Origin of the sequence: Streptomyces sp. GESEQ-35, from assembly GCF_017948485.1 — a bacterium.
GTDB lineage: Bacteria > Actinomycetota > Actinomycetes > Streptomycetales > Streptomycetaceae > Streptomyces.
Genome location: NZ_JAFFSX010000028.1, coordinates 137,746 through 161,747, shown reverse-complemented (window position 1 = coordinate 161,747; position 24,002 = coordinate 137,746). Strand labels below are relative to the sequence as shown.

Here is a 24,002-nt window from a genome sequence, read left to right as displayed (position 1 = left end):
CGACACCGGTCACCCAATCCCAGCCCGTCCCGCGTTTGAGGACGAGGCCGTTCAGGCCGAAGGGGGGTCTGGGGGCGCAGCCCCCAGGAGGTCTCAGCCGTCCGATCGCCGCGCGTGGGGTCGGGGGGGCGCAGCCCCCAGGGGGCTCAGCGGTCCGATCGCCGTGCGTTCCGCACTCGCCGCAGTCGATTCACCGTCACCGGGTCATGAGCCAGCGCCCGAGGATCATCCAGCAGGGCGTTCAGCAGCTGGAAATACCGCACCGGCGCCAGCCCCAACTCCTCCCGTATCGCACGCTCCTTCGCGCCCGGCCCCGGAAAACCCCGGCGTTCGAGCGCGAGGATGTCCTGCTCCCTGCGGCCCAGTTGCTCCATGCCCCGCACGCTATCCCCCGGCACCGACAGACGCGGCACCAAGCGGAGCTACTCCGCGCTCGCCGCCGACGCGGCCGTCGTCTGGAGCTGGGACAGCACTGCCGACGGAGTGCCGGCGGAGGACACGGCCTGGCCGATCCGCTTCTTGACGGCCGCGCTGACCTCGGCCCAGGAGGTCTTGCCGACCGGGTACAGCTCGGAGAGCGGCAACTCGTCCAGGAACGGCTTGAGATCGGCATCCTGCTCGGCCTCCGACATCGTCGCGGACGCGGCCGTCGTGACCGGCAGCAGGTCGTACTCGCGCGAGAAGTCCAGCACGTTCTTCTCCGCGTACACGAAGTCGAGGAAGTCGCCGACCTCCTCCGCGTGCCCGTTCTGCTTGAACGCCGTCATCCAGTCGGCGACCCCCATCGTCGCCTCGCTCTCACCGTCGACGCCGGGCATCGGCACCATGCCGAACTTGACGCCCTTCTTCGCGGCCATCTTCATCAGCGAGGGGTGCCCGTTGAGCATGCCGACGTCCCCCTTCGCGAACGCGGCGAACGCGTCGGCGCGGTTCAGCTCGCCCGGCGCGACGGGCCCGGTCAGGCCCTTGCCGACCAGGTCGTCCTTGAGCCAGGTGAAGGTGTCGACGTTCTCCGGCGAGTCGATGCCGTAGATGCCGTAGCCGTCCGTGTAGCCGCCGCCACCGCTGAGCAGCCACTGCATGGTCTCGGCCTGCGCCTCCTCAGAGCCCAGCGGCAGGGCGTACGGGTACTTCACGCCGTCCGCCTTCAACGCCGCGGCGTCCGCGGCAAGCTCGTCCCAGGTGGTCGGCGGGGTGAGGCCGGCGTCCTCGAAGAGGGTCTTGTTGTAGAAGAGCAGCCGGGTGGAGGCGGCGAAGGGCATGCCGTACTGCACCCCGTTCACCTGCCCGGCCTTGGCGAGCTGCGAGGCGAAACCGGCCTGGGAGGTGATGGAGAGCAGGTCGTCGGCGCGGTAGAGCAGCTTCTTGTCCGCGTAGTCGGCGTACGCGCCGATCTGCGCCATGTCCGGCGCCTTGCCGGCCTCGACCAGCTCCTTGACCTTGCGGTCGACGTCGTTCCAGGAGTAGACGCTGACGTCGATCTGCACGCCGGGGTGCTCGGCCTCGTACTCCTCGACCAGCTTGCCCCAGTACTTCTCGGAGCTGTTGGCCGCGCTGTCGCCGTAGTCGGCGGCGACCAGCTTCAAGGTCACGTCCTTCGAGTCACCGCCCAGGCCGCAGCCGCCGAGGGCCGCCGTCATGCCCAGAGCGGACACCACCGCGATCGCCCCTGTCCTCTTACGCCGCTGCACTGCTCTCCTGCCCCACCATCGCGAAAACTTTCGAAACTCAGCCATAAGGTCTACACCACGTAAGTGGACTAGACCTCTTCCGGGTCCACGGGCCACACTGTCCTCCGTGAGACATGTCATCGCCCTCGACGTGGGCGGCACCGGGATGAAGGCCGCCCTGGTAGGGGCGAAGGGCGAGCTGCTGCACCGGGCCCGCCGCGCGACCGGCCGCGACCGCGGACCCGACGCCGTCGTCGAGAGCATCCTCGACTTCGCCGCGGAGCTACGGGCCTACGGCGAACAGAGCTTCGGCGAGCCCGCGTCCGCAGCAGGCGTCGCCGTGCCCGGCATAGTCGACGAGGTCCGGGGCATCGCGGCCTACTCGGCCAACCTCGGCTGGCGCGACGTACCCCTGCGCGACCTGCTCACCGCAAGGATCGGCGGCGTCCCCGTCGCCCTCGGCCACGACGTCCGCACCGGCGGCCTCGCCGAGGGCCGCATCGGCGCGGGCCAGGGCGCCGACCGCTTCCTCTTCGTGCCCCTCGGCACCGGCATAGCGGGCGCGATCGGCATCGAGGGCCGGGTGGAGTCGGGCGCACACGGCTTCGCCGGCGAGATCGGCCACATCGTCGTACGCCCCGCCGGCACCCCCTGCCCCTGCGGCCAGCGCGGCTGCCTGGAGCGCTACGCGTCGGCGGCGGCGGTGAGCGAGGCCTGGGCCGAGGCTTCCGGCAACCCGGACGCGGACGCGGCGGACTGCGCCAGGGCCGTGGCCTCCGGCGACCCCACGGCCCTGACGATCTGGCAGCAGGCCGTCTCCGCCCTCGCCGACGGCCTGATCACCGCCCTCACCCTGCTGGACCCCCGCACGCTCATCATCGGTGGCGGACTGGCCGAAGCAGGAGAAACGTTGTTCACACCACTGCGGGACGCGGTGAGAGAACGCATCACCTTCCAGAAGCCGCCGACGATCGTCCCCGCGGCCCTGGGCGACACAGCCGGATGCCTGGGTGCCGGGCTACTGGCCTGGGATCTCCTCGACATGACCGACCGCAAGGAGGAATCGGCCTGATGGCAACCCCCTCAGGGGCGCGGGGAACTGCGCGACCAGCCACACCAAACCCGCAGCCCGCGACGGCGAAGACGCCCCTCGTCCTGTCCGGCGCCAACGTGGTCATGCCGACGGGAACCGTTTACGACGGCCAGGTGATCGTCGAGGGCACCCGCATCACCGGCGCGGCCCCGGAAAACGCCCAGCTCATCGACCTAACCGGCCACTACGTAGTACCCGGCTTCGTAGACATCCACAACCACGGCGGCGGCGGCGCCTCGTTCACTTCAGGCACGCAAGACGACGTAGTCACCGGCATCCACACCCACCGCCTCCACGGCACCACCACCCTCGTCGCATCGACCGTCACCGGCGACATGGACTTCCTGGTCCAACGGGCGGGCCTGCTCAGCGAACTCGCCGAACAGGGCGACATCGCCGGCATCCACTTCGAGGGCCCGTTCATCTCGCCGTGCCGCAAGGGCGCGCACTCCGAGGAACTGCTGCGCGACCCGGACCCCGCGGAGGTCCGCAAACTGATCGACGCGGCGCGCGGCAGGGCGAAGATGGTCACGCTCGCCACCGAACTCCCGGGCGGCATCGACTCCGTACGCCTCCTCGCCGAGCACGGCGTCATCGCGGCGATCGGCCACACGGACGCGACGTACGAGCAGACGGTGGAGGCGATCGAGGCGGGCGCCACGGTCGCGACCCACCTCTTCAACGCGATGCCGACGCTGGGACACAGGTCGCCGGGCCCGATCGCCGCGCTCCTGGAGGACGACCGAGTGACGGTCGAGCTCATCAACGACGGCACGCACCTCCACCCCGCCTCCCTCCAACTCGCCTTCCACCACGCGGGAGCGGACCGCGTGGCGTTCATCACCGACGCGATGGACGCGGCCGGTTTCGGCGACGGCCGCTACATGCTCGGCCCGCTGGAGGTCGAGGTGAGCGAGGGCGTGGCCCGCCTGGTGGAGGGCGGCTCGATCGCGGGCTCCACCCTCACCCTGGACCGCGCCTTCAAGCGCGCGGTGACGATCGACCGCCTCCCGGTCGAGGACACGGTCACGGCCCTGTCCGCCAACCCGGCCAAGCTGCTGGGGATGTACGACACGATCGGCTCCCTGGAGCCCGGCAAGTACGCGGACCTGGTGATCCTCGACCGGGACTTCACGTTGAAGGGCGTCATGCGCCGGGGCGAATGGGTGCTGAGCCCCCAACTGGGCTGATACGTCCGGCAGTCAGCGAGACGGTGGCCGACCCGGGACTGGGCCGGCCACCGTCTCTTTGGCATGATCGGTCATCCGGACGGACAGACAGTAAGCGCATTCTCCACATGCGTTCTTCGGGGGAGGTCGGCCCAGGTGATCCTCACCGTCACGCTGAACACCGCTCTCGACATCACCTATCGCGTACGGGGCCTGCGGCCCCACACCTCGCACCGGGTGGCCGAGGTGACCGAACGGCCGGGCGGCAAGGGCCTGAACGTGGCCCGCATCCTCGCCGCCCTCGGCCACGAGGTGACAGTCACCGGCTTCACGGGCGGCGCGACGGGACGCGTCGTACAGGACCAACTCACCGGCATACCAGGCGTGGTGGACGCGCTCATTCCGGTCACCGGCCCAACTCGCCGGACCATAGCGGTCGTAGACGAGAAAACCGGCGACACGACCCAACTCAACGAACCCGGCCCGGTCATCACACCCGCCGAGTGGTCCGCCTTCCAGGAGGCATACGAGGATCTGCTCCCGTCCGTGACCGCAGTGGCCCTGTGCGGCAGCCTGCCGCCGGGCGTGCCGGTGGGCGCGTACGCCGGACTGATACGGGATGCGCGGGCGGCAGGCGTCCCGGTCCTCCTGGACACCAGCGGCGAGCCACTCCGCCGCGGGGTCGCCGCCCGCCCCGACCTCATCAAGCCCAACGCCGACGAACTGGCCGAACTCACCGGCTCCCACGAGCCGTTGCAGGCCACCCGCGACGCCCGCCGCCGCGGCGCCCACGCGGTCATCGCCTCACTCGGCCCCGCCGGCCTGCTCGCGGTCACTCCCGAGGGCCACTGGCGCGCAGCCCCACCAGCCCCCGTCCACGGCAACCCGACCGGCGCCGGCGACTCAGCGGTCGCGGGCCTGCTCTCGGGCTTGGTGGAGCGCCTCCCGTGGCCGGACCGACTGGCCCGCGCGGTCGCCCTGTCGGCGGCGACCGTACTGGCGCCGGTGGCGGGCGAGTTCGACCGGGCGGCGTACGAGGAGTTGGTGGAGCGGGTGGCGGTGACGGGGGAGGTCAGCGCGGCCTAGGGCCTATTCCTTGACCTGCCCGGCCTTCAGCCAGAATTGGTCGAGCAGGACATCACACTGGTCACCGCTCTCGCAGGACAGGGAGATCGTGTTGGTGCCCTTGTTGAGCGCCGGCCACGCGTAGGTCTGGGTCCAGGCTTTCGCGTAGTCACCCTCGCCGGCTTTCGCGAAGTTGCCCAGGTTCATCTTGCTGCCGAACGCCTTGCCGTTGACGGTGAGCGTCATCGACTGATCCTTGCCAGGGACGCTGTATCCCGCGAAGAGCGTGTAGACGCCGTCCTTGGGGATCCCGTTGACCGTCCAGGTCACCGAGTTGCCGACCTGGTTGAGGTTGCCGACGTAGACGCCACCGTCCGACTGGGCACCTTCGACGTCCGAGGCCAGAGCAGCGCTCCCGCCCAGCCGCAGCGCCTTCGCGTCGTTGGCCGGCAGTTCCACCTCGCTGTCCCCGCCGTCGCCGGCCGACTTACTCGGCTCCGCGCTCTGCTCCGCGGTCGGCGTGCTGGACGACTGATTCCCGTCGGCCTTGTTGTCGTCGTCGCCGCCGAGCATCGCCACGCTGATGCCGATCACAACCGCAGCAACCACAGCGACCGCACCGATCAACAGCCCTTTGGTGTTGGGCCCACGCCCCCGGCCACCGCCGCTGTCGCTGTACGAGGTCTGCTGCGGGCCGGAGGGACCGCCGCCGCCGGGAAAGGTCTCCGGCGCGGCGTAGTGGGCGGTGGGCTGGCCGAAGGCGCCCTGCTGCTGCGGCAGGGTCTGGCCGTACTGCTCGGTGGGTGCGGTGGGCGCCGCCTGCTGGCCGTACTGGCGCTGGCCGACCGATCGCGCTCTGTTGACGGAGCCGACGGAGCCGGGGTAGCCGTAACCGCCGGAGGGCGGCTGGGCGCCGTTGGCCTGGCCGTCGGCGTAGAGATAGCCGAACGGGTCGTCGTCCTCGGGCGTGCTCGCGCCGTTGTTGCCGGGCGTCATCCCTTGGTCTCCTCAACAGGTGCGGTGCGGATGCAGTGCATGGGGTCAGAATGGCGAGCCTACCCGCTCCGTGAGGCCCAAACGGGTGACTCCGGTCGCATCAGCTCACTGACCTGCGATCATCCCGCACGTCTGTGCTGTTTGGGACGCGATCGTTTCTCGACGTACATCCGCTCGTCAGCCGACTTCAACACTTCGTCCGCAGTCATGCCGCAGTGTGCCCAGCCGATACCGAAGCTGGCGCCGACCCGCATGCCGCGGCCGTCGACCCGGATCGGCTGGATGATCTCGGTGCGCAGACGGGCCGCGAGATCCGCCGCGTCGGCGCGGGCGAGGCCGTCGGCGAGGACGACGAACTCGTCGCCGCCGAGCCGGGCCACCGTGTCGCCGTCGCGCACGCCGCCGCTGAGCCGCCGGGCCACCTCGATGAGCACGGCGTCGCCCGCGTTGTGCCCGAACCGGTCGTTGATCGACTTGAAGCCGTCGAGGTCGCAGAAGAGAACCGCGAGCCCCTTGGTGCCGTCGTCCTGCTCGCCCTCGGGGGCGGTGGTGTGGACGTGGTGGTCGTAGGCGTCGTACACCTCGATGCCACCGCTCGGCCGGTAGTCGAAGCCGTGGCCGTTGGCATCGAAGGCGGGATGGCCGAACGCCGCGTCCACCGGTTCGAGGGCGCCGGGGTGGGTGGGGCGCTGGCAGAGGCGGGAGGAGAGCCGGGCGCGCAGTTCGGCCGAGTTCGGCAGGCCGGTGAGGGAGTCGTGGGAGGCGCGGTGGGCGAGCTGGAGCTCGCGGCGCTTGCGCTCCTCGATCTCCTCGACGTGGGTGAGGAGGAAGCGGGGGCCGTCGGCTGCGTCGGCGACGACGGAGTTGCGGAGGGAGGCCCAGACGTACGTGCCGTCCCGGCGGCCCAGCCGTAGCTCCGCGCGCCCGCCCTCCGCCGAGGTCCGCAGCAGTGTGCCGATGTCCTCGGGGTGGACGAGGTCGGAGAAGGAGTAGCGGCGCATCGCGGAGGCGGGGCGGCCCAGCAGCCGGCACAGCGCGTCGTTGGTCCGGAGTATCCGGCCGTGCTGGTCGCCGCCCATCTCGGCTATGGCCATGCCGGAGGGGGCGTACTCGAAGGCCTGCCGGAAGCTTTCCTCGCTGGCTCGCAGGGCTTGCTGCTCACGTTCGAGTCTGACCAATGCCCGCTGCATATTCGCGCGTAGACGTGCGTTGCTGATGGCGATGGCTGCCTGGAAGGCGTACATCTGGAGGGCCTCGCGGCCCCAGGCGCCGGGCAGGCGGCCGTTGCGCGGCCGGTCCACGGAGAGCACGCCGATCAGCTCGCCGCACGAGCCGCCCTGCACGCCGGGCGTGCGCATCGGCGCGAAGAGCCGGTCCGACGGGTGCCACTCGTCATCGAAGCGGGGCGCGGGCCCGTCGGTGTACCACTGCGGTACGTCGTCGTCATCGAGGACCCAGCCCTCGGTGTGCGGGATGAAGACCAGGTCGCCCCACTGCTCACCCATGCTCAGCCGACGCTCCCAGGACTCGCGGGAGCCGACACGGCCGGTGATGAGCGCCTCCGCGGCCGGGTTGCCGGCGAAGGCGGCCACGACGAGATCGCCGTCCGGCCGGACGAGGTTGACGCATGCCAGCTCATAGCCGAGGCCGGTCACGACGCCGTCGGCGACGGTCTGCAACGTGTCTGCAAGGCTGCGGGCCGTGTTCATGTCCGCCATGACCTGATGCAGCTGTCGCAGAGTCGCAAGACGGACGTACGGCTCCGACTCGGTCTCCATGCTCGCCCTCCCCCCGAGACCTCGCAGCGAATCAAGGGTTCTCATCGGCGCTTCTTGATCAGTAGTGCCCTTGTATCTTCCCGACACTGAATCACAGCGCGCTGCTCACTCGGTACACAGGGTCAACAATTAATGCTTCTTGTGACTCAAGTCACAGCGAAACATGAACAATTGAGCGGTGTTTCTGCGTTTTTCCTGTGCGTTTACTGAACGCAAACTTTGTGCATCTGTGGAGATTGCGGAGGCGATTGCGTCTGTGGTCCTAGGACCCGTCTCGGGCGGACGCCCGATGCGCCGCACGCGAGCCGAAGATTAGCGTTTCCGCGTGCTGAACACTCCCTCTGCCACGACCCCGCCCGCCCCCGTGTCCCCCGCCGGGCATGCTGAGGGGGTGAGCAACGAAGAGTTCCGCGCCGCCATGTCCCGGCTGGCCGCGGGCGTGGTCCTGGTGACCGCGCAGGAGCCCCCGCTCGACCCGGACGACCCCACGTCGCCGAAGGTCGAGGACGTCGGCATGACGGCGACGGCCTTCATGTCGGTGTCCCTCGACCCGCCTCTGGTCCTGGTCAGCCTGCGCGACGGCTCCCGCATGGACGACCTGCTCGCCGAACAGCCCCTGTGGGCGGTCTCGGTCCTCTCCGAGAGCCAGCGCCACATCGCCGGCCGCTTCGCCATGAAGGGCCGCATCAGCGACCGTCTGCTGTTCGAGGACATCCCCTACACCCGCGGTGAGGCGACCGGCGCCCCCGTCGTGGGCGGCGCCCTCGCAACCCTGGAGTGCCGCACGGAACAGCGTGTGCTCGCCGGGGACCACACCCTGGTGATCGGCCGCGTACTGACGGCCGCCGTACCGAGCGCGGACGGCGGCCCACTGGCCTATTTCCGGGGCCGGTACCGGCAGTTGGGGTAAGCGTGAATTCCACCCGCAAAGTCCCGCACGGACGGCAGTTCAGACTTCCGCTCGGACCCACATTCTGACTTCCGTTCAAACTTCCGTTCAGACGTCGAGCAGTGTGATGTCGAGTTCGGCGGCGCGGGTCGGTTCGTTCGTGATGTCGATCACGGTGATCCGGTCGTGTGCGACCGTGAAGGTGAGCGCCCGCTCGGGGCGGCCGTCGACCAGGACGACGATTCCGGTGGCACCACCGATGAGGGCGGGCCGTGCGATGCGGGCGAGGTGGGCGAAGCTCGCCGCACCGGCGGCCACCGCGGCGGCGCCCGTGAGTACGCCGCCCTCGTGCCGCGCGACGACATCCGGGTCGAGGACCTCGACCAGCGCGTCGAAGTCACCGTCCCGCGCGGCGGCCAGGAAGGCGTCGACGACCCGGCGCTGCCGGACCAGATCGGCGTCCGGGGCCTCGGCGCCCTGCACCCGCCGCCGGACGCGACTGGCCAGCTGCCGGGCCGCGGTCGGCGTCCGCCCCACGATCGTGGCGACCTCCTCGAACGGCACCGCGAACAGATCGTGCAGCACGAACGCCAGCCGCTCGGCGGGCGTCAGCATCTCCAGTACGACGAGCAGCGCGACGCCCACCGAGTCGGCGAGCAGCGCGTCCTGCTCCGGGTCCGGTGCCGTGTCCGCCGGCCCGGGCGCGCCGGAGTCGAGGGGCTGCTCGGCACGGGACTTGCGGGAGCGCAGCATGTCGAGGCAGACCCGGCCGACGACGGTCGTCAGCCAGCCCCCGAGGTTGTCGACCCGGCTGGTGTCGGAGCGGCTCAGCCGGAACCAGGCCTCCTGCACCGCGTCCTCGGCCTCGGCGCGGGAGCCGAGCATGCGGTAGGCGACGGCACTGAGGTGACTTCGATGGGACTCGAAGCGCTGGGCGAGGAATTCATTGCTGTACGGCGCGTCGGTCATGGCCGGGCCCCTCGTATCGCGGTCGGTCGACACGAACATGACGGACGGCGTGCGGCAAACGTGACAGCGCGCGCCGATCGGCTCAGGACCAGTCCCGCCCGGACCGCCCTCGCTTGGTGTCCGACCGCGCCTTCTTCTCGCGCAGCCGCCGCTCGTTGATCCCGCGCGGAATGCGGGTCGCCCGGCGCGGCTTGGGCGGCGGCGCGGTGGCCTCCGCCAGAAGCGCGGCGAGGCGTACGGCGGCGGTCTCGCGGTTGCGCCACTGGGAGCGGTGCTCGGAGGACCGTACGGTGACGACGCCGTCGACGAGCCGGGCGGCCAGCCGCTCCAGGGCCCGCCGCTTCCACACCTCGGGCAGCGCCTCGGTCTTCGCCAGGTCGAAGCGCAGTTCCACCTGGGAGTCGCTGGTGTTGACGTGCTGTCCGCCCGGCCCCGACGACCGCGAGAAACGCCACATGAGCTCGGCCTCGGGCAGGGAGACGGAGCCGCGGATGGCATAGGGACCGGACATGGCTCCATGGTCCCGTGCCTGTCCGGTCCACGTCACCCGAATATCCCGTCCGGCCCAGGTAAAGAAAGTAAAGCCACCTGGAACCTCGCGTACCCTCCCGGCGTTCATAGGGGTAGCTGTAGCGTTCTTGCCGTACGTAAACGAGGGAAGGGACTCCCAAACAATGGCTGTAAGCCTGTCCAAGGGTGGCAACGTCTCGCTCACCAAGGAGGCTCCGGGCCTGACCGCCGTCACCGTGGGTCTCGGCTGGGACGTCCGCACCACCACCGGCACGGACTTCGACCTCGACGCCTCCGCGATCGCGGTCAACCCCCAGGGCAAGGTCTACTCCGACGCCCACTTCATCTTCTTCAACAACAAGCAGACGCCGGACAGCACCATCGTCCACACCGGCGACAACCGCACGGGCGAGGGCGCGGGCGACGACGAGGCGATCAACGTCAACCTGGCCGGCCTCCCGGCCGACATCGAAAAGATCGTCTTCCCGGTGTCCATCTACGACGCCGAGAACCGCACGCAGAACTTCGGCCAGGTGCGCAACGCCTACATCCGCATCCTGAACCAGGCCGGCGGCGCCGAGATCGCCCGCTACGACCTGTCGGAGGACGCGGCCACGGAGACGGCGATGGTCTTCGGCGAGCTGTACCGCAGCGGCGCCGAGTGGAAGTTCCGCGCGGTCGGCCAGGGCTACGCCTCGGGCCTGGTGGGAATCGCGCAGGACTTCGGCGTGAACGTCTGAGAGACGCGCTGACTCACGGAGCCCCCGGCCTTTCGAGGCCGGGGGCTCCGTCGTCGTCGGCGGCAGAGCCGCACGAATGAAAGGTGCTACTCCAACGGGGGGTGTGTCCGGTGCGGGTTGGCCGTAGTCCCGGCCACCGCTCCTTGAGGATCTTGGGCGTCTGCTTGTGCCCGATCCTGCCTAGGAGCGGAAAGTGTCACCTCGCCCTGCCCGGTCTGCGCCGCGTTCCCGCCTGATCACCTGGCTGGCCGCCGTCGGCGCGATCACAGCCCTGGCACTCGGTTGCCCGGGTACGTCGGTCGCGGCTGACCGCCCGAACCCGCCCGTGACTGCGGGCGTCTCGGCCCCCGAAGCCTTCCTCCGCGGAACGCTCCAGCCGGACGTCTCGCCGCCGGGGGCCAACGACTGGAAGTGCCGGCCCACCGCCGCGCACCCCCGACCCGTCGTCCTGCTGCATGCGACCTGGACGAACGCCCACATGAACTGGAGTGGGTTGTCCCCCTTGCTCAAGCGGGCCGGGTACTGCGTCTTCGCGCCGAACTACGGCGGGCAACCGGGAGTTCCGTTCAAGGGCTCGCGGCACATCCCCGACTCCGCCCGCGATATCGCCCGCTACGTGGACCGGGTGCTCGCCGCCACCGGCGCCCGTCAGGTCGACCTGGTGGGGCACTCTCAGGGCGGCGGCGTGCTGCCCCGCTGGTACCTGCGATTCGAGGGGGGTACGAACCCCGCGAATCCAGCGAAGAACAAGGTGCGCCGGTTCATCGGCCTGGCCCCGTCCAACCACGGCGCCGGCGCTTCCGGCCTGGGCAACCTCTCCACCGCCCTCGGCCTCAACGCGACGGCCTCCCTCGTGCTGGGGCAGGCGTACGCGGACCAGATGCCCGGGTCCCGGGTGAACACCACGCTCGACCGGGACGGCGACACACAACCAGGAGTCGACTACACCACGATCGTCACCCGCTACGACGAGGTCGTCACGCCCTACCACAACCAGTTCCTCAAAGCAGGGCCGGGCGCGACCGTACGAAACGTCCTGCTCCAGGAGGTCTGTCCCCAGGACCTGTCCGAACACATCTCGATCGCCTACGACTCCAACGCCCTCCAACTCGTCCGCAACACCCTGGACCCCGCCCACGCGAAGCCGGTGCGCTGCCGCCTCTCGGCACCCCTCATCGGCGGCTGAGTCACCACGAACCTCATACGATGGGCGGGTGCATGACACCGTCGTACTGCATGTGGACGCGACGACGTCCGCACCCGCCCTCGTTCTCCGCCCCTGGTGCCCGGCCGATGTCGACGCACTGGTCGAGGTGGGCCTGGATCTGGTGTCGCGTCGCCGGACGAGCTTCGACGTGGAGAGCGCCGCGGACGCGTTGCAGTGGGTCCGGGCCCAGGAGCAGGGCTGGGCGGTGGGTGACCGGTTCGGCTTCGCGGTCCTGGAGACGCAACCCGGAGCCGATCGGCGGCAGTTGGTCGGGCATGTGATCCTCAAGGAAGTGGCACCCGGCAAGCCCTCGGCCGAGGTGGGCTACTGGACCGCGGCGCACGCTCGCGGACGCGGAGTGGCGCCCCGCGCTCTGGAGGCCCTCACCGGATGGGCCTTCAACCAGCTGGGTGCCGACCACCTCACACGGCTGGAACTCCTGCACCAGGTCGACAACCCGGCCTCGTGCCGGGTCGCACACAAGAGCCGCTACGCCTTCGACCGGGTCCTGCCCGCCGCGCCACCGGCCTTCCCGCTCGACGGCCATCTGCACTCACGGCGCAGGGACGGCTGAGAGCCGTCGGCACTGCCGGTGGACGTCAGAGCTTCGGCGGACCTCACGCAACCCGCGGAAACCTCGACTGCAACGTCCAGATCGCCGGATTCTCCGCGAGGTCGTCATGCAGATCGCACAGGTCCGCGATCAGGTCATGGAGAAAGTCCCGCGCCTCCCGCCGCAACTCCGCGTGGGAGAAGTTCAGCGGTGCCTCCTCCGCCGGCATCCAGTCGGCCTCGATGTCCACCCACCCGAAGCGGCGCTCGAAGAGCAGGCGGTCGGTGGACTCGGTGAAGTCAAGTTCGGCGTGCTGCGGCCGGGAGGCCCGGGACCCCGCAGGATCGCGGTCGATCCGCTCCGCGATGTCGCACAGCGCCCACGCGAAGTCCAGCACCGGCACCCATCCCCAGGCTGTGGACAATTCCCGGTCCGCCTTGGTGTCGGCGAGATAGACGTCGCCGCAGAACAGGTCGTGCCGCAGCGCGCGGACGTCCGCGCGGCGGTAGTCGGTCTGGGGCGGGTCGGGGAAACGGGTGGAAAGGGCGTAGCCGATGTCGAGCACGTACGCGATGTTGTCATGGCCCGCCTAGGATCACAGACGTGTCCCGATCTGCACCCGTTGTCCCGGCCTGCGCCCTCGCTCTGCTCGCCCTCGCACTGACCGCGTGCGGCAGCGGAGTCACCGGCACCCCCGGCGGTTCGGGCGTGCGCGACCCGTACTTTCCCAAGGCGGGCAACGACGGCTACGACGTCACGCACTACGGCCTCACCCTCGACTTCGTCCCCGAGGCACAGCACCTCTCCGGCACCGCCGAGATCACGGCCACGGCCACCCAGGACCTCTCCGCCCTCGACCTCGATTTCGAGGGCATGGACGTCGAGGCCGTCACCGTGGACTCCGAGCCCGCCCGCTGGAACCGCGCCGGCCAGGAACTGACCGTCCGTCCGCGCCACGACCTGGCCGACGGGAACACCTTCCGCGTCACCGTCCGCTACTCCGGCACCCCCGAGACGCTCACCGACCCGGACGGCTCACAGGAGGGCTGGCTGCCCACCGCGGACGGCGCCCTGGCGCTCGGTGAGCCGATGGGGTCCATGGCCTGGTTCCCGGGCAGTCACCACCCGTCCGACAAGGCGACGTACGACCTCGAAGTGACCGTGCCGAAGGGCCTGGAGGCCGTCTCCAACGGGGAGTTGACCAACGAGACGAGCACGGGCCGCCGTACGACCTTCACCTGGCACACCGCGGAGCCCATGGCGAGTCACGCCGCCACGCTCGCCGTGGGCGACTACGACATCAGCCGCAGCACCGTCGCGGGCGATCTGCCCGTGTACACGGCCGTGGACCCCGACCAGGCCGAGGCGAGCAAAAAGGTGCTGGCGGAGCTCCCCGAGATCATGGAGTGGGCCGAGTACAACTTCGGCCCGTACCCCTTCTCCTCCACCGGCGCGATCGTCGAGCGCGAGGACGACATCGACTACGCCCTGGAGACCCAGAACCGCCCCGTCTTCCCCGGCGCCCCCAGCACGGAACTCCTCGTCCACGAACTCGCCCACCAGTGGTACGGCGACTCCGTCTCCCCGAAGACCTGGCGGGACATGTGGCTCAACGAGGGCTTCGCGACCTACGCGGAGTGGCTGTACCAGGAGGACCACGACGGCGACACCGCCCAGGAGATCTTCGACGCGCTGTACGACGGTGAGTACTACGACGATGCCGAGGACAACGAGGCGATCTGGGACTTCCCGCCCGCCAAGCCGACCGACGCCGCGCACATCTCCGACCCTCCCGTCTACGAACGTGGCGCGATGGTCCTCCACAAGATCCGGCAGACGGTCGGCGACGACACCTTCTACGAGATCATCCAGGGCTGGGCCGCCACCCACCGCCACGGCAACGCGGACACCGACGACTTCACGGCGTACGTCGAGCGGAAGGCGCCGGGCAAGAACTTCACGCGCATCTGGCAGGAGTGGCTGTACGGGGAGGGCAGGCCGGACCAGCCCTGACGCCATACGATGGGAATCTCCCGCAAACGGCGACAAAAGGTCTCTGAGGGGTGCTGCACGTGCGATCCATATGGAACGGCGCCATCTCGTTCGGCCTGGTCAGCATCCCGATCAAGCTGGTGAACGCCACCGAGAGCCACTCGATCTCCTTCCGCCAGATCCATACGGAGGACGGCGGCCGCATCCGCTACCGCAAGGTCTGCGAACTGGAGGACCGCGAGGTCACCCAGGCGGAGATCGGCAAGGCGTACGAGGACGCGGACGGCTCGCTCATCCCGATCACCGACGAGGACCTGGCCTCCCTCCCGCTGCCCACCGCCAAGACGATCGAGATCGTGGCGTTCGTGCCGAACGACCGGATCGACCCGCTCCAGATGGACGCCGCCTACTACCTCGCGGCGAGCGGTGCCCCGGCCGCCAAGCCGTACACGCTGCTGCGCGAGGCACTCAAACGGAGCAACAAGGTCGCCATCGCGAAATTCGCGCTGCGGGGGCGGGAGCGGCTGGGCATGCTGCGGGTGGTCGGCGACGCGATCGCCATGCACGGGCTGCTCTGGCCTGACGAGGTCCGCGAACCCGAGGGCGTCGCTCCCGACGCCGGCGTCACGGTCCGCGACAAGGAGCTCGACCTCGCGGACGCCCTGATGGACACGCTGGGCGAGGTCGACCTCGAGGATCTGCACGACGAATACCGCGAGGCCGTCGAGGAGGTCATCGCCGCGAAAGCCGCCGGCGAGGCACCGCCCGAGGCCCCCGAACCCGCGAAGGGCGGCAAGGTCCTGGACCTGATGGCCGCCCTGGAGAAGAGCGTGCGGGACGCGAAGGAGTCCCGCGGCGAGGAGACCGAGGAGGAATCCGCCGAGGTCAGACGCCTCCCGGCCCGCAAGACCGCCCGCGCCGCCCCCAAGCAGCCCGCCGGCAAGAAGACGACGGCCAAGAAGACGGCCGCGAAGAGGACAGCTGCGTCCGCGAAGAAGACGGCCAAGTCGACGCAGGCCGCGAAGAAGTCGACGACCGCCAAGAGCACGGCGAAGAAGACACCGGCCAAGAAGTCGTCGGCTCGGAAGCGGTCGGCCTGAGCGGAGCGGACAGGCGGCCGCGTCCTGATTCCGGTTGCCGCGCGCAGGTGCGAGGCGGGCCGCGGGTTCGAGCACGGCGGCCGGCGACTCTCAGATCATGGCACCGCGAACGAGCTCGAAGGCGACCGCCGGCACCGGCCACAACAGGGCGCGCGGGCCACCGAAAAAAGTTCGCCCCCCCCGGCAGTCCCTACAGCTCCTTGCGCAACACCGCGCACGGGCGGGCGAGGCGGCGGTCCTCGCGGTGGTCGACGACCTCGTAGCCAAGGGCTGTCCAGAAGGCGAGGGCCTTGGGGTTGCCGGCGAGGACGGCAAGGCGCACGGCGGTGCGGCCCGCGGTGCGGAAGCGGTTCTCGACGAGGGACGCCAACTGGCTTCCGTATCCCTGGCGTTGGGCCGTCGCATCCACCATCAGCAGGCCGATCCACGGGTCCGGGTCCGCCGGGTCGGGGTGGTGGGCGAGCGTGATCGCCACCCCGACCAGCACGCCCTCGCTCCTCGCCAGCAGCACCTCCACATCCGGGTTCGCCAACTCGTCGGCCAACGCCACCGCCACCTGTTCCGGGCGGATGTCGTCCGGGTCGGGGAAGTCGCCGCTGAGGGCCTGGAACGCGCGGTCCGAGGCGTACAGGGCCGTGAGTTCGGTGAGGAGCGGGGCCGGGATGTCGTGGTCGGCGGTGAGGGCGAGAGGGGCGAGGATCACGCCGGGCAACCTATCGCGGAGCCGCCCCGTCACCGCATCACCCGTCCACCCGAATCCCCAACGCCCCCGCCAGCACCCCCGCCAGATCCAGCAGTTGCCCCGAGCTGATCACCGCCCCCGACAGCCGGTCCACGCCGCGGGCGATGCCCAGCTCCGCCGCGTCCCTGAGGTCGACGTCCGTCATCGTCGCCGAGGTGAGGTCCGCCTCCTTGAGGACGCAACCCGGGAACTCCACCCGCTCCAGGCGGGCACCGCCGAAGTCCGGTTCGACCAGGACGCAGTTCTCGAAGACGACGTCTCTGAGGCGGGCGGCGCGCAGATTCAGGTAGTCGATCTTGCCGCCGCGGATGACGACGCGTTCCAGAACGGCGCCGTGCAGCTGGGTTCCGCCGAGCCGCGCGTCCAGCAGCTCGACATCGCGCAGGGTCGCCTCCGCGAGGTCGGTGCCGACGCCGCGCGGGGCCGTGAGGACCGAGTCGAGGAAGCGGGCGCGGTGCAGTCGCGTCTCGTCCAGCGCGCAGCCCGTCAGCGTGCAGTCCATGAAGCGGGCGCCCCCGCCGTCCTGCCCGGCGAAGTCGGCCTCCCGGAACTCCAGCCCGTCATAGTCCCCGTCCGGCTCCAACTCCCCGCCGCCGTACGGCTCCAGGACCGGCAACCGCACCTCCGGCCGCTTCGCACCCTTCACGGCCCCTGCCTTCTTCGCCACGCCCTGCCTCCCGTCACACCCGCATCACACCTCATGCTGCACCAGGCCACTGACAATCCCTCTGACCTGCGCAGACTCATAAGAGCCGGCAGTCATGTCACATTCCGGGGCCCTCCCACCGTCGTATGCACAGCAACGCAGAGAAAAGGCGACCCCAAGAACAAGGGAGACCCCCAGCCATGCACCGCATCACCGTCATCGGCGGCGGCTTCGCCGGACTCACCGCGGCCATCACCGCCGCCGAGGCGGGCGCCAAGGTCACCGTGCACGAAGCCCATCACACCCTCGGCGGGCGAGCACGGACCGCGGAGGGGCCGTACCGGACGAACGAGGGCCCGCACGCCCTCTACAACGGCGGCCCGCACTGGGCCTGGCTCATGCAGCGCGACCTCATCGGCCCGCTCGCCCCGATCCCGCCCCTGGAGGCCGCCCGGCTGCGGCTGAAGCACCACGGCGTACTGCGCCGCACCCCGCCCTTCGCCATGCTCAAGCTGCTCCGCCGCAGTGCCCGACAGGCGCCCGTCGACGTCGACTTCATGACATGGGCCGAGCGGGAGGCGGGCGAGGAGGGAGCCCGCGCCGCCGCGCACTACTCCGCCGTCGCCCTCTTCCACCACGACCCGGGCAGCCTGTCCGCCGCGTTCGTGCAGGAGCGGCTGCGGCGCGCCACCAAGCTGCCGCCGGAGGCGCACTATCCGCGCGGCGGCTGGGCCACCCTCATCGACCGGATGGCCGCCCGGGCGTGGAATCTGGGCGTGCGGATGGAGACCCTGTCCCGGGTCGACACTCTCCCGACGGACACCCCTGTCGTCGTCGCCACCTCCCTCGACGCCGCCCGCCGCCTGCTCAAGGACGACTCCTTGACGTGGACGAGCGGGCGTACGGCGCTCATCGACCTCGCGGTGCGGACCCGGCGCGGGGACGCCTTCGTCGTCTCCGATCTGGACTCCCCCGGCTGGCTGGAGCGGTTCACCGCGCAGGACCGGTCGCTCGCGCCGGCCGGTGAGCAACTCGTCCAGGGGCAGATCCCGATCGCCCCGCACGAGTCCCGGGCCGACGGCATCGCCCGTGCCGAGCGGCTGCTCGACCTCGCCTTCGAGGGCTGGCGCGGACGCGTCACCTGGCGGAGTGAGGCCGTGGCGTACGGCCGTACCGGCGCCGTCGACCTGCCCGGCACCAGCTGGCGCGACCGGCCCGCCGTGGACCGCGGCGACGACGTCTACCTCGCCGGCGACCAGGTCGCCGCCCCGGGCGTGCTCTCCGAGGTCTCCTTCAACAGTGCGCTCACGGCGGTCTCACTCGCGCTCGGGCGGCACGACCGCCGGAACACCCTTGACCTCAAGCAAGCTTGAGGTTGAAGAGTGGGCGCCATACCGAGCGCATACCGAGTGATCGCCCAGGAGCCCGCCATGCACGCCATTCGCCTGTATACCTTCGGCCCGGCCGAGAACCTCACCTACGAAGAGGCCGAAGATCCGCTGCCGGGCCCGGGCCAGGTCCGTATCGCCGTCGAAGCGGCCGGAGTCCACCTCCTCGACACCGCGCTGCGGGAGGGCATGCAGGGCCCGCTGCCCGAACCCCCGGCTCTCCCCAGCATCCCCGGCCGCGAGGTCGCCGGCGTGATCGAGTCCCTCGGCGACGGCGTCGCCGCGCTGTGGCTCGGCAAGCGCGTGGTCGCCCACCTCGGTTTCGCGCCCGGAGGGTACGCCGAGCTGGCCGTCACCGATGTCGACCGCGTCCACGAGATCCCCGAGCGCCTGGACTTCGCGCAGGCCGTCGCCATGATCGGCACGGGCCGTACGACGATGGGAATCCTTCAGTTCACCGAGCTCGGCCCGGACTCGGTGGCCGTGATCCCGGCGGCAGCCGGCGGCATCGGCACCCTGCTCGTGCAGTACGCGCGGGGCGCAGGCGCCACCGTGATCGGCCTGGCGGGCGGCCCGGAGAAGACCGCGCGTGTACAGGCGAACGGCGCCGATCTCGCCGTCGACTACAAGGACCCCGCCTGGCCGGACAAGGTCCGCGCCTTCCTGGGCGGACGGGCCGCGACCGTCGTCTTCGACGGGGTGGGAGGCGACGTCGCCCGTGCCGCCGTGGACCTGCTCGGGCCGGGCGGGCAGCACCTCGTCTTCGGCTGGTCCGGCGAGGGACTCCAGGACGGCGCGGCATACGTCGTCGAAGGCGTGACCGAGCAGGTCCTCGGGCCCGTGATGATGCGGAAGGCGGGCGGCCCGAACCCCGTACGCACCCTCGAACTGCGCGCCCTCGCCGAGGCCGCCGAGGGCCGCCTCACCCCGGCCGTGCAGCGCTTCCCGCTCGCCGAGGCGGCCGCCGCGCACCGCGCGCTGGAGACCCGCGGAACCACCGGAAAGGTCGTACTGGAGCCATGAACAGGAAGAATCCCGACGCTGGTGGGGCCTGGTGGTCATCGCCCTCGCTCAGCTGATGGTCATCCTGGACGCGACCATCGTGAACATCATGCTGCTGGCCGGTCTGATCGCAGGCCTCATGGTGACGGCGAAGGCCCCGAAGTACGGCGCCCCGGCCAATGCACCGGTGCCGGAATCGGTGCCCTGAGCGGGCGGGGAGCGCCCGCGCGGCAGAGCCGCATATCGATACAGCCCCGCGCCCCTTCAGGGCGCTGCCGAACCGCCGTCGACTTCGCCCGACCCGCTTGGCTCACCGCCCCGCAACCCGATCCGCCCACCTGGCAAGCCGCGAAGACTCACCACTGTGCGTCGCCGACTCCCGCCGGTCCGCCGCCCGATACGTGGCGTACATGCCGTGCACGCCCAGCCAGCGCAGCGGCTCCGGTTCCCACTTGCGGACCTTGTGCCCGACCCACGGCAGATCGGTGAGTTCCGTCCGGCTGCCCTGGCCCGAGTCCTGCTGGACCAGGTCCCGCAGGGTGCGCGCGGCGAGGTTCGCGGTGGCGACGCCCGAGCCGACGTAGCCGCCCGCCCAGCCGATCCCCGTCGACCGGTCCAGCGTGACGGTCGCGCACCAGTCGCGCGGCACGCCCAGCACTCCCGACCAGGCGTGCTCGATCCGTACTCCGGCGAGCGACGGGAAGAACCGCACGAGGATCTCGCGCAGTGCCTCGATCGTCGCCTGCTGCGTCCGCCCGTCGTTGTCGGTCCGCGACCCGAAGCGGTACGGCGCCCCGCGCCCGCCCAGTGCGATCCGCCCGTCGGCGGTGCGCTGCGCGTACATATAGGCGTGCGCCATGTCGCCCAGCGTCTCCCGTCCGTCCCAGCCGACCGACTCCCACTGCTCGTCGGTGAGCGGCTCGGTCGCGATCATGGAGGAGTTCATGGGCAGCCAGGTGCGCTTCTGACCCTTCAGGCCGGCCGTGAACCCCTCGGTGCAGCGCAGCACATACGGCGCCCGGACGGTCCCGTACGGCGTCACCGCATGCTTCGGCCGGATCTCCGTCACCGGCGTCCGCTCGTGAATGACCACCCCGAGCGCCTCGACGGCCGCCGCCAGCCCCTTCACCAGCTTCACCGGATGCACCCGCGCCCCGTGGGGCGTCCAGCTGGACCCGACGGCATCCAGCACCCGGACCCGCTCGGCGGTCTCGCGGGCGCCGTACAGCTCGCGGTCCTTCTCGCCGTACGACAGCTCGTGCTCATGGAAGGCCTTCAGCCGCGCCAACTGCGCAGGCGTACAGGCGACTTCGAGGACCCCGCCCCGATGGACATCCGCCTCGATGCCTTCCGCCTCGGCCACCGCGACGACCTCGCCGACGGTGGCGTTCATGGCCTGCTGCAACCGCACTGCGGCCTCGTGGCCGTGCAGTTTCGCGTACCGGTCGCGCCCCGCGATCCCGTTGTACAGCCACCCGCCGTTCCGCCCCGAGGCCCCGTACCCGCAGAACTTCTGCTCCAGGACGGTGATACGGAGGAAGGGCGCCGCCTTCTTCAGGTAGTACGCGGTCCACAGTCCCGTGTATCCGCCGCCGACGATCACGACATCCGCCGACGCGTCACCGGCGAGCGGCTCCCGCACCGTCGGGAGGCCGTCGTCCGCGTACCAGAAGGAGATACCGCCGTTCACGGCACCGCTTGAGCTGCTCATGCCGGGACGTTAACCCTTCGCGGCAGGAGCTGTCTCCTTCGGATTCCGTGCTGTTACCCGCCCTGTGACGACCGGACGGCACGCCAGCCCGATCAGTACGGACGTGAAATGCCCGAGATCGGTAAAGGTGCGTCCGGCCACCAAGGGCACCCCGTACACAAGGAGCACGACACCGGCGTACGGATACCGCCACGGCACCGCGATCCGATACGTCGGCACGGCCCTCGCTGATCAGCGACGCGAGCACATGCGCGGACGCACAGACCACCAGTACCCGCCGTCGATCCACATCGCGCTGGCGACCAGCACCCGCACCGGGTTGCTCGACAGCTCGTGGATGTTGGTGGACCGCTGCCGCAGGAACTCCGCCTCGAACTCCGGCGACATACGGTGCAGCGCGACGGTCGTCACGAACAGGATGCCCAGCCAGACATAGGTGCCGGGGGCGCTGCGGACGTACGCCCACACCTTGCTCGGACCCCGGTCAATTCCCATGAACCGATTCACGCACGCGGGTAGGGTCCGGAAGGTGATCGACATTCCGGACGAACTGATTGCCGGGCAGCGTCCGGCCTTCGTCGCCGAACTCCCGGGGCGGGCCGCGCGGTTCCTGGACTCCTGGGAGCTGCGACTGAACGGGCCGTCGATGTACGGCCAGTGCGCTCTGGTCCTCCCGGTGCTGCGGGCCGACGGAACGCCGGCCGTGCTCAAGCTCCAGGACATCGACGAGGAGACCGTGGGAGAGCCGGTCGCGCTGCGGGTCTGGAACGGCGACGGGGCCGTACGGCTGCTGGAGTCCGACGACGACACGGGCACCCTGCTGCTCGAACGGCTCGACTCGAAGCGGCAGTTGGCCGGCCTGCCCGACTCCCGCGAGGCCACACTGGTCATCGCCCGGCTGCTGGCCCGGCTGACGGCCGTCCCGGCCCCGCCGGGGCTGCGGCGGCTCGGCGACATCGCGGCGGGACTGCTGGACCGCGCCTCGGCGGTACTGCCCCGCGTCTGGGAACCAGCCGTACGACGGCTGCTCGCGGACTGCGCGGCAGCGGTGCGCGAGGTCGCCGACGAGCCCGGTGACCGGCTGCTGCACTGGGACCTGCACTTCGAGAACGTGCTCGCCTCCGACCGTGCACCCTGGCTCGCCATCGACCCCAAGCCGCTCGCCGGCGACCCCGGCTTCGACCTCCTCCCCGCACTGTGGAACCGCTTCGACGCGGACGAGGTCCGGTGGCGGTTCGACGCGATGACGGAGGTGCTGGGGCTGGACCGCAACCGGGCGCACGCCTGGACGCTGGGCAGGGTGCTACAGAACTCGGTGTGGCAGATCGAGGAGGGCCACGCCCCTGTCGCGGCCCACCTCGAAATCGCCCGCCGCCTGCGCGGCCACCCCGGCTAGCCTCCCCCCATGATTCGCACCGCGACCCCCGCCGACATCCCCGTCATCCACACCCTGATCCGCGAACTCGCCGAGTACGAGAAGGCCCCTCAGGAGGCCAGGGCGACCGAGGAGCAGCTGCGCGAGGCACTGTTCGGCGACCACCCGGCCGCCTACGCCCACATCGCCGCCGACGACACGACGGGCGAACCGGTGGGCTTCGCGCTCTGGTTCCTCAACTTCTCCACCTGGCGCGGCGTCCACGGCATCTACCTGGAGGACCTCTACGTCCGCCCCACCGCCCGCGGCGCCGGCCACGGCAAGGCCCTGCTCACCGAGCTGGCCCGGCTGTGCGTGGCACGCGCCTACGGCCGCCTGGAGTGGTCCGTCCTCGACTGGAACCGCCCGGCGATCGACTTCTACGAGTCGCTCGGCGCCCGCCCCCAGGACGAGTGGACGGTGTACCGGCTGACGGACGAGGCGCTGACAGGGCTGGGCACGGCCTAGGTACACGGACGGTTACCCACGGTGCCGCCGGTCGGCACGTCGCGAACCTCGTGGCTTGGGGAAACGCACTCTGTGTACAGTGGTGGCGCCTTCGCGTACGGCGTCGTTGTACGCGCTGCCTCCTTAGCTCAGATGGCCAGAGCGGGTCACTTGTAATGATCAGGTCGTCGGTTCGATTCCGACAGGGGGCTCTGACAGTACGAACGGGGCTATTGCGCGGACGAGTTGGAATGAAACTCCGCGCATAGCCGGCCTCCCCCCATTCCGGCCCTCAAAGGCTCCGGCAGGCCGATCTTCACACCTTAGGCAATTAAGCCCGCGCCAGGCACGGTTGAGCCGTCACCACCGCAGGCCGAGTGCGCGCCACGGTGCATTCCACCGAGTTCCGAGAAGCCCTCATATGCCCCCATGTCCCCGCCGGGACACGGGATATCACCGGTGTGGAATACGGTAGATCGCTACTGCTAGTGTTCATTCAGTCACGGTAGGCAATCAGCCTCGACGTACAGGTAATGAAAGACCGAGGGTTCCATGCGCAAGCTTCAGCAGGTCATGATCGCCGCAGCGGCGGCCGGCAGCCTTACCGCCGTCGGTGCCAGTGCCGGTACCGCCTTCGCCTACGACGGCGGGCGCGCACCGAAGGCCGCCGACCGGCAGCACGTGTCCGACCTCTACCGCCCCTACCAGGAGTGCAGCCCGCAGACGGTGGCCGAGGGCGACCTCCCGATCGGCGTGCTCGGTTTCGCCGAGACCTTCGACACCACCTGCGGCCAGTTCAACAACGCCTTCACTGGCTGACGTCGGCGGCGTAGTCGTGCGCGACGCCTTCCACGGGCCCCTCGGGGGCACCCCCGAAGGGGCCCGTTCACGTGCGGCCGCCCGGAGCACGCGGCCTCCGGT

General features: G+C 70.3%; 25 protein-coding genes, 1 tRNA gene and 1 pseudogene. 16 read left to right on the top strand and 11 right to left on the bottom strand.

Annotated features, from left to right (window positions below):
* Nucleotides 1-146 precede the first annotated feature (146 nt).
* Both KCH87_RS39125 and KCH87_RS39120 read right to left on the bottom strand, forming a co-directional pair.
* Nucleotides 147-374: a DUF3263 domain-containing protein gene (locus KCH87_RS39125; RefSeq protein ID WP_210592634.1), complete on the bottom strand. Its 228-nt coding sequence runs from the start codon at nt 372-374 to the stop codon at nt 147-149.
* A 48-nt stretch (nt 375-422) separates the two neighbouring features.
* Nucleotides 423-1,640, bottom strand: a complete 1,218-nt coding sequence (locus KCH87_RS39120) for an extracellular solute-binding protein (RefSeq protein ID WP_210592647.1) — start codon at nt 1,638-1,640, stop codon at nt 423-425.
* Between the two features lie 157 nt (nt 1,641-1,797).
* Here KCH87_RS39120 and KCH87_RS39115 point away from each other — a divergent pair, with 157 nt between their 5' ends.
* The 3 genes from KCH87_RS39115 (at nt 1,798) to KCH87_RS39105 (ending at nt 5,018) form a co-directional block, all read left to right on the top strand.
* Nucleotides 1,798-2,742: an ROK family protein gene (locus KCH87_RS39115; RefSeq protein WP_210592633.1), complete on the top strand. Its 945-nt coding sequence runs from the start codon at nt 1,798-1,800 to the stop codon at nt 2,740-2,742.
* Entirely contained in the window at nt 2,742-3,953 is a 1,212-nt protein-coding gene (gene nagA, locus KCH87_RS39110; protein WP_210592632.1) for an N-acetylglucosamine-6-phosphate deacetylase, read from the top strand. Before KCH87_RS39115 ends, nagA begins: the two co-directional genes overlap by 1 nt.
* 135 nt (nt 3,954-4,088) lie before the next feature.
* Nucleotides 4,089-5,018: a 1-phosphofructokinase family hexose kinase gene (locus KCH87_RS39105; protein ID WP_210592631.1), complete on the top strand. Its 930-nt coding sequence runs from the start codon at nt 4,089-4,091 to the stop codon at nt 5,016-5,018.
* Nucleotides 5,019-5,021: 3 nt separating this feature from the next.
* On the opposite strand, the gene KCH87_RS39100 is transcribed toward KCH87_RS39105, so the two are convergent.
* Together KCH87_RS39100 and cdgB are read right to left on the bottom strand one after the other, a co-directional pair.
* Nucleotides 5,022-5,993: a carbohydrate-binding protein gene (locus KCH87_RS39100; protein WP_210592630.1), complete on the bottom strand. Its 972-nt coding sequence runs from the start codon at nt 5,991-5,993 to the stop codon at nt 5,022-5,024.
* A 119-nt stretch (nt 5,994-6,112) separates the two neighbouring features.
* Nucleotides 6,113-7,771, bottom strand: coding sequence for a diguanylate cyclase CdgB (gene cdgB, locus KCH87_RS39095; RefSeq protein ID WP_210592629.1), 1,659 nt, complete (start codon nt 7,769-7,771; stop codon nt 6,113-6,115).
* A 325-nt stretch (nt 7,772-8,096) separates the two neighbouring features.
* On the opposite strand from cdgB, the gene KCH87_RS39090 reads away from it, so the two are divergent.
* On the top strand, nt 8,097-8,681 hold the full coding sequence (locus tag KCH87_RS39090; protein ID WP_210592628.1) for a flavin reductase family protein: 585 nt from the start codon (nt 8,097-8,099) through the stop codon (nt 8,679-8,681).
* Between the two features lie 87 nt (nt 8,682-8,768).
* Here the strand turns inward: KCH87_RS39090 and KCH87_RS39085 are convergent, their stop codons facing one another.
* Nucleotides 8,769-9,629: a sigma-70 family RNA polymerase sigma factor gene (locus tag KCH87_RS39085; protein WP_210592627.1), complete on the bottom strand. Its 861-nt coding sequence runs from the start codon at nt 9,627-9,629 to the stop codon at nt 8,769-8,771.
* 82 nt (nt 9,630-9,711) lie between these two features.
* On the bottom strand, nt 9,712-10,140 hold the full coding sequence (gene arfB / locus KCH87_RS39080) for an alternative ribosome rescue aminoacyl-tRNA hydrolase ArfB (protein ID WP_210592626.1): 429 nt from the start codon (nt 10,138-10,140) through the stop codon (nt 9,712-9,714).
* A gap of 163 nt (nt 10,141-10,303) precedes the next feature.
* On the opposite strand from arfB, the gene KCH87_RS39075 reads away from it, so the two are divergent.
* From KCH87_RS39075 to KCH87_RS39065, 3 genes are all read left to right on the top strand, one after another.
* Nucleotides 10,304-10,879, top strand: coding sequence for a TerD family protein (locus tag KCH87_RS39075; protein WP_210592625.1), 576 nt, complete (start codon nt 10,304-10,306; stop codon nt 10,877-10,879).
* A gap of 193 nt (nt 10,880-11,072) precedes the next feature.
* Nucleotides 11,073-12,065: an alpha/beta fold hydrolase gene (locus tag KCH87_RS39070; protein ID WP_308299024.1), complete on the top strand. Its 993-nt coding sequence runs from the start codon at nt 11,073-11,075 to the stop codon at nt 12,063-12,065.
* 28 nt (nt 12,066-12,093) lie between these two features.
* Complete coding sequence (locus KCH87_RS39065) at nt 12,094-12,660, top strand: GNAT family N-acetyltransferase (RefSeq protein WP_210592624.1); 567 nt, start codon at nt 12,094-12,096, stop codon at nt 12,658-12,660.
* Between the two features lie 43 nt (nt 12,661-12,703).
* Here the strand turns inward: KCH87_RS39065 and KCH87_RS39060 are convergent, their stop codons facing one another.
* A complete protein-coding gene (locus tag KCH87_RS39060) occupies nt 12,704-13,204 on the bottom strand; it encodes a hypothetical protein (RefSeq protein WP_210592623.1) in 501 nt (166 codons plus the stop codon).
* A 38-nt stretch (nt 13,205-13,242) separates the two neighbouring features.
* On the opposite strand from KCH87_RS39060, the gene KCH87_RS39055 reads away from it, so the two are divergent.
* Nucleotides 13,243-14,652 carry a M1 family metallopeptidase gene (locus KCH87_RS39055; protein WP_210592622.1) on the top strand — a complete coding sequence of 470 codons (1,410 nt, stop codon included), beginning with the start codon at nt 13,243-13,245 and terminating at the stop codon, nt 14,650-14,652.
* Between the two features lie 50 nt (nt 14,653-14,702).
* On the top strand, nt 14,703-15,731 hold the full coding sequence (locus KCH87_RS39050) for a Ku protein (RefSeq protein ID WP_210592621.1): 1,029 nt from the start codon (nt 14,703-14,705) through the stop codon (nt 15,729-15,731).
* 190 nt (nt 15,732-15,921) lie between these two features.
* Here the strand turns inward: KCH87_RS39050 and KCH87_RS39045 are convergent, their stop codons facing one another.
* Both KCH87_RS39045 and KCH87_RS39040 read right to left on the bottom strand, forming a co-directional pair.
* Nucleotides 15,922-16,434, bottom strand: a complete 513-nt coding sequence (locus tag KCH87_RS39045; protein WP_210592620.1) for an N-acetyltransferase — start codon at nt 16,432-16,434, stop codon at nt 15,922-15,924.
* 37 nt (nt 16,435-16,471) lie between these two features.
* Nucleotides 16,472-17,119, bottom strand: a complete 648-nt coding sequence (locus KCH87_RS39040; RefSeq protein WP_210592645.1) for a pentapeptide repeat-containing protein — start codon at nt 17,117-17,119, stop codon at nt 16,472-16,474.
* Between the two features lie 200 nt (nt 17,120-17,319).
* Here KCH87_RS39040 and KCH87_RS39035 point away from each other — a divergent pair, with 200 nt between their 5' ends.
* Genes KCH87_RS39035 through KCH87_RS39025 form a run of 3 tightly spaced genes read left to right on the top strand, consistent with a single transcriptional unit; the run spans nt 17,320 to nt 19,717 of the window.
* Nucleotides 17,320-18,492 carry an NAD(P)-binding protein gene (locus tag KCH87_RS39035; protein WP_210592619.1) on the top strand — a complete coding sequence of 391 codons (1,173 nt, stop codon included), beginning with the start codon at nt 17,320-17,322 and terminating at the stop codon, nt 18,490-18,492.
* A 57-nt stretch (nt 18,493-18,549) separates the two neighbouring features.
* A complete protein-coding gene (locus KCH87_RS39030; protein ID WP_210592618.1) occupies nt 18,550-19,530 on the top strand; it encodes a zinc-binding dehydrogenase in 981 nt (326 codons plus the stop codon).
* 31 nt (nt 19,531-19,561) lie between these two features.
* Complete coding sequence (locus KCH87_RS39025; RefSeq protein WP_210592648.1) at nt 19,562-19,717, top strand: hypothetical protein; 156 nt, start codon at nt 19,562-19,564, stop codon at nt 19,715-19,717.
* Nucleotides 19,718-19,819: 102 nt separating this feature from the next.
* Here the strand turns inward: KCH87_RS39025 and KCH87_RS39020 are convergent, their stop codons facing one another.
* Both KCH87_RS39020 and KCH87_RS39015 read right to left on the bottom strand, forming a co-directional pair.
* Nucleotides 19,820-21,220: an FAD-binding oxidoreductase gene (locus KCH87_RS39020; protein WP_210592617.1), complete on the bottom strand. Its 1,401-nt coding sequence runs from the start codon at nt 21,218-21,220 to the stop codon at nt 19,820-19,822.
* Nucleotides 21,221-21,229: 9 nt separating this feature from the next.
* Nucleotides 21,230-21,715: pseudogene (locus tag KCH87_RS39015) on the bottom strand (rhomboid-like protein).
* Here KCH87_RS39015 and KCH87_RS39010 point away from each other — a divergent pair.
* The 4 genes from KCH87_RS39010 (at nt 21,714) to KCH87_RS38995 (ending at nt 23,900) form a co-directional block, all read left to right on the top strand.
* A complete protein-coding gene (locus tag KCH87_RS39010) occupies nt 21,714-22,616 on the top strand; it encodes an aminoglycoside phosphotransferase family protein (protein WP_210592616.1) in 903 nt (300 codons plus the stop codon). The pseudogene KCH87_RS39015 and the gene KCH87_RS39010 overlap by 2 nt on opposite strands.
* 9 nt (nt 22,617-22,625) lie before the next feature.
* The gene (locus KCH87_RS39005; RefSeq protein ID WP_210592615.1) at nt 22,626-23,102 is read left to right on the top strand and encodes a GNAT family N-acetyltransferase; all 477 of its coding nucleotides are present in this window, start codon (nt 22,626-22,628) and stop codon (nt 23,100-23,102) included.
* A 117-nt stretch (nt 23,103-23,219) separates the two neighbouring features.
* Nucleotides 23,220-23,293: transfer RNA gene (locus tag KCH87_RS39000), tRNA-Thr, on the top strand.
* A 340-nt stretch (nt 23,294-23,633) separates the two neighbouring features.
* Nucleotides 23,634-23,900, top strand: coding sequence for a hypothetical protein (locus KCH87_RS38995; protein WP_210592614.1), 267 nt, complete (start codon nt 23,634-23,636; stop codon nt 23,898-23,900).
* The last annotated feature ends 102 nt before the right edge of the window (nt 23,901-24,002 follow it).

Excerpts from the sequence above, each read along its gene's own strand:
- cdgB (WP_210592629.1), bottom strand. The coding sequence starts at position 7,771 with ATGGAGACCGAGTCGGAGCCGTACGTCCGTCTTGCGACTCTGCGACAG.
- KCH87_RS39120 (WP_210592647.1), bottom strand. The coding sequence starts at position 1,640 with ATGACGGCGGCCCTCGGCGGCTGCGGCCTGGGCGGTGACTCGAAGGAC.
- KCH87_RS39125 (WP_210592634.1), bottom strand. The coding sequence starts at position 374 with ATGGAGCAACTGGGCCGCAGGGAGCAGGACATCCTCGCGCTCGAACGC.
- KCH87_RS39035 (WP_210592619.1), top strand. The coding sequence starts at position 17,320 with ATGCACCGCATCACCGTCATCGGCGGCGGCTTCGCCGGACTCACCGCG.
- KCH87_RS39020 (WP_210592617.1), bottom strand. The coding sequence starts at position 21,220 with ATGAGCAGCTCAAGCGGTGCCGTGAACGGCGGTATCTCCTTCTGGTAC.
- KCH87_RS39030 (WP_210592618.1), top strand. The coding sequence starts at position 18,550 with ATGCACGCCATTCGCCTGTATACCTTCGGCCCGGCCGAGAACCTCACC.
- KCH87_RS38995 (WP_210592614.1), top strand. The coding sequence starts at position 23,634 with ATGCGCAAGCTTCAGCAGGTCATGATCGCCGCAGCGGCGGCCGGCAGC.
- KCH87_RS39085 (WP_210592627.1), bottom strand. The coding sequence starts at position 9,629 with ATGACCGACGCGCCGTACAGCAATGAATTCCTCGCCCAGCGCTTCGAG.
- KCH87_RS39005 (WP_210592615.1), top strand. The coding sequence starts at position 22,626 with ATGATTCGCACCGCGACCCCCGCCGACATCCCCGTCATCCACACCCTG.
- KCH87_RS39010 (WP_210592616.1), top strand. The coding sequence starts at position 21,714 with ATGAACCGATTCACGCACGCGGGTAGGGTCCGGAAGGTGATCGACATT.
- KCH87_RS39075 (WP_210592625.1), top strand. The coding sequence starts at position 10,304 with ATGGCTGTAAGCCTGTCCAAGGGTGGCAACGTCTCGCTCACCAAGGAG.
- KCH87_RS39100 (WP_210592630.1), bottom strand. The coding sequence starts at position 5,993 with ATGACGCCCGGCAACAACGGCGCGAGCACGCCCGAGGACGACGACCCG.
- nagA (WP_210592632.1), top strand. The coding sequence starts at position 2,742 with ATGGCAACCCCCTCAGGGGCGCGGGGAACTGCGCGACCAGCCACACCA.
- arfB (WP_210592626.1), bottom strand. The coding sequence starts at position 10,140 with ATGTCCGGTCCCTATGCCATCCGCGGCTCCGTCTCCCTGCCCGAGGCC.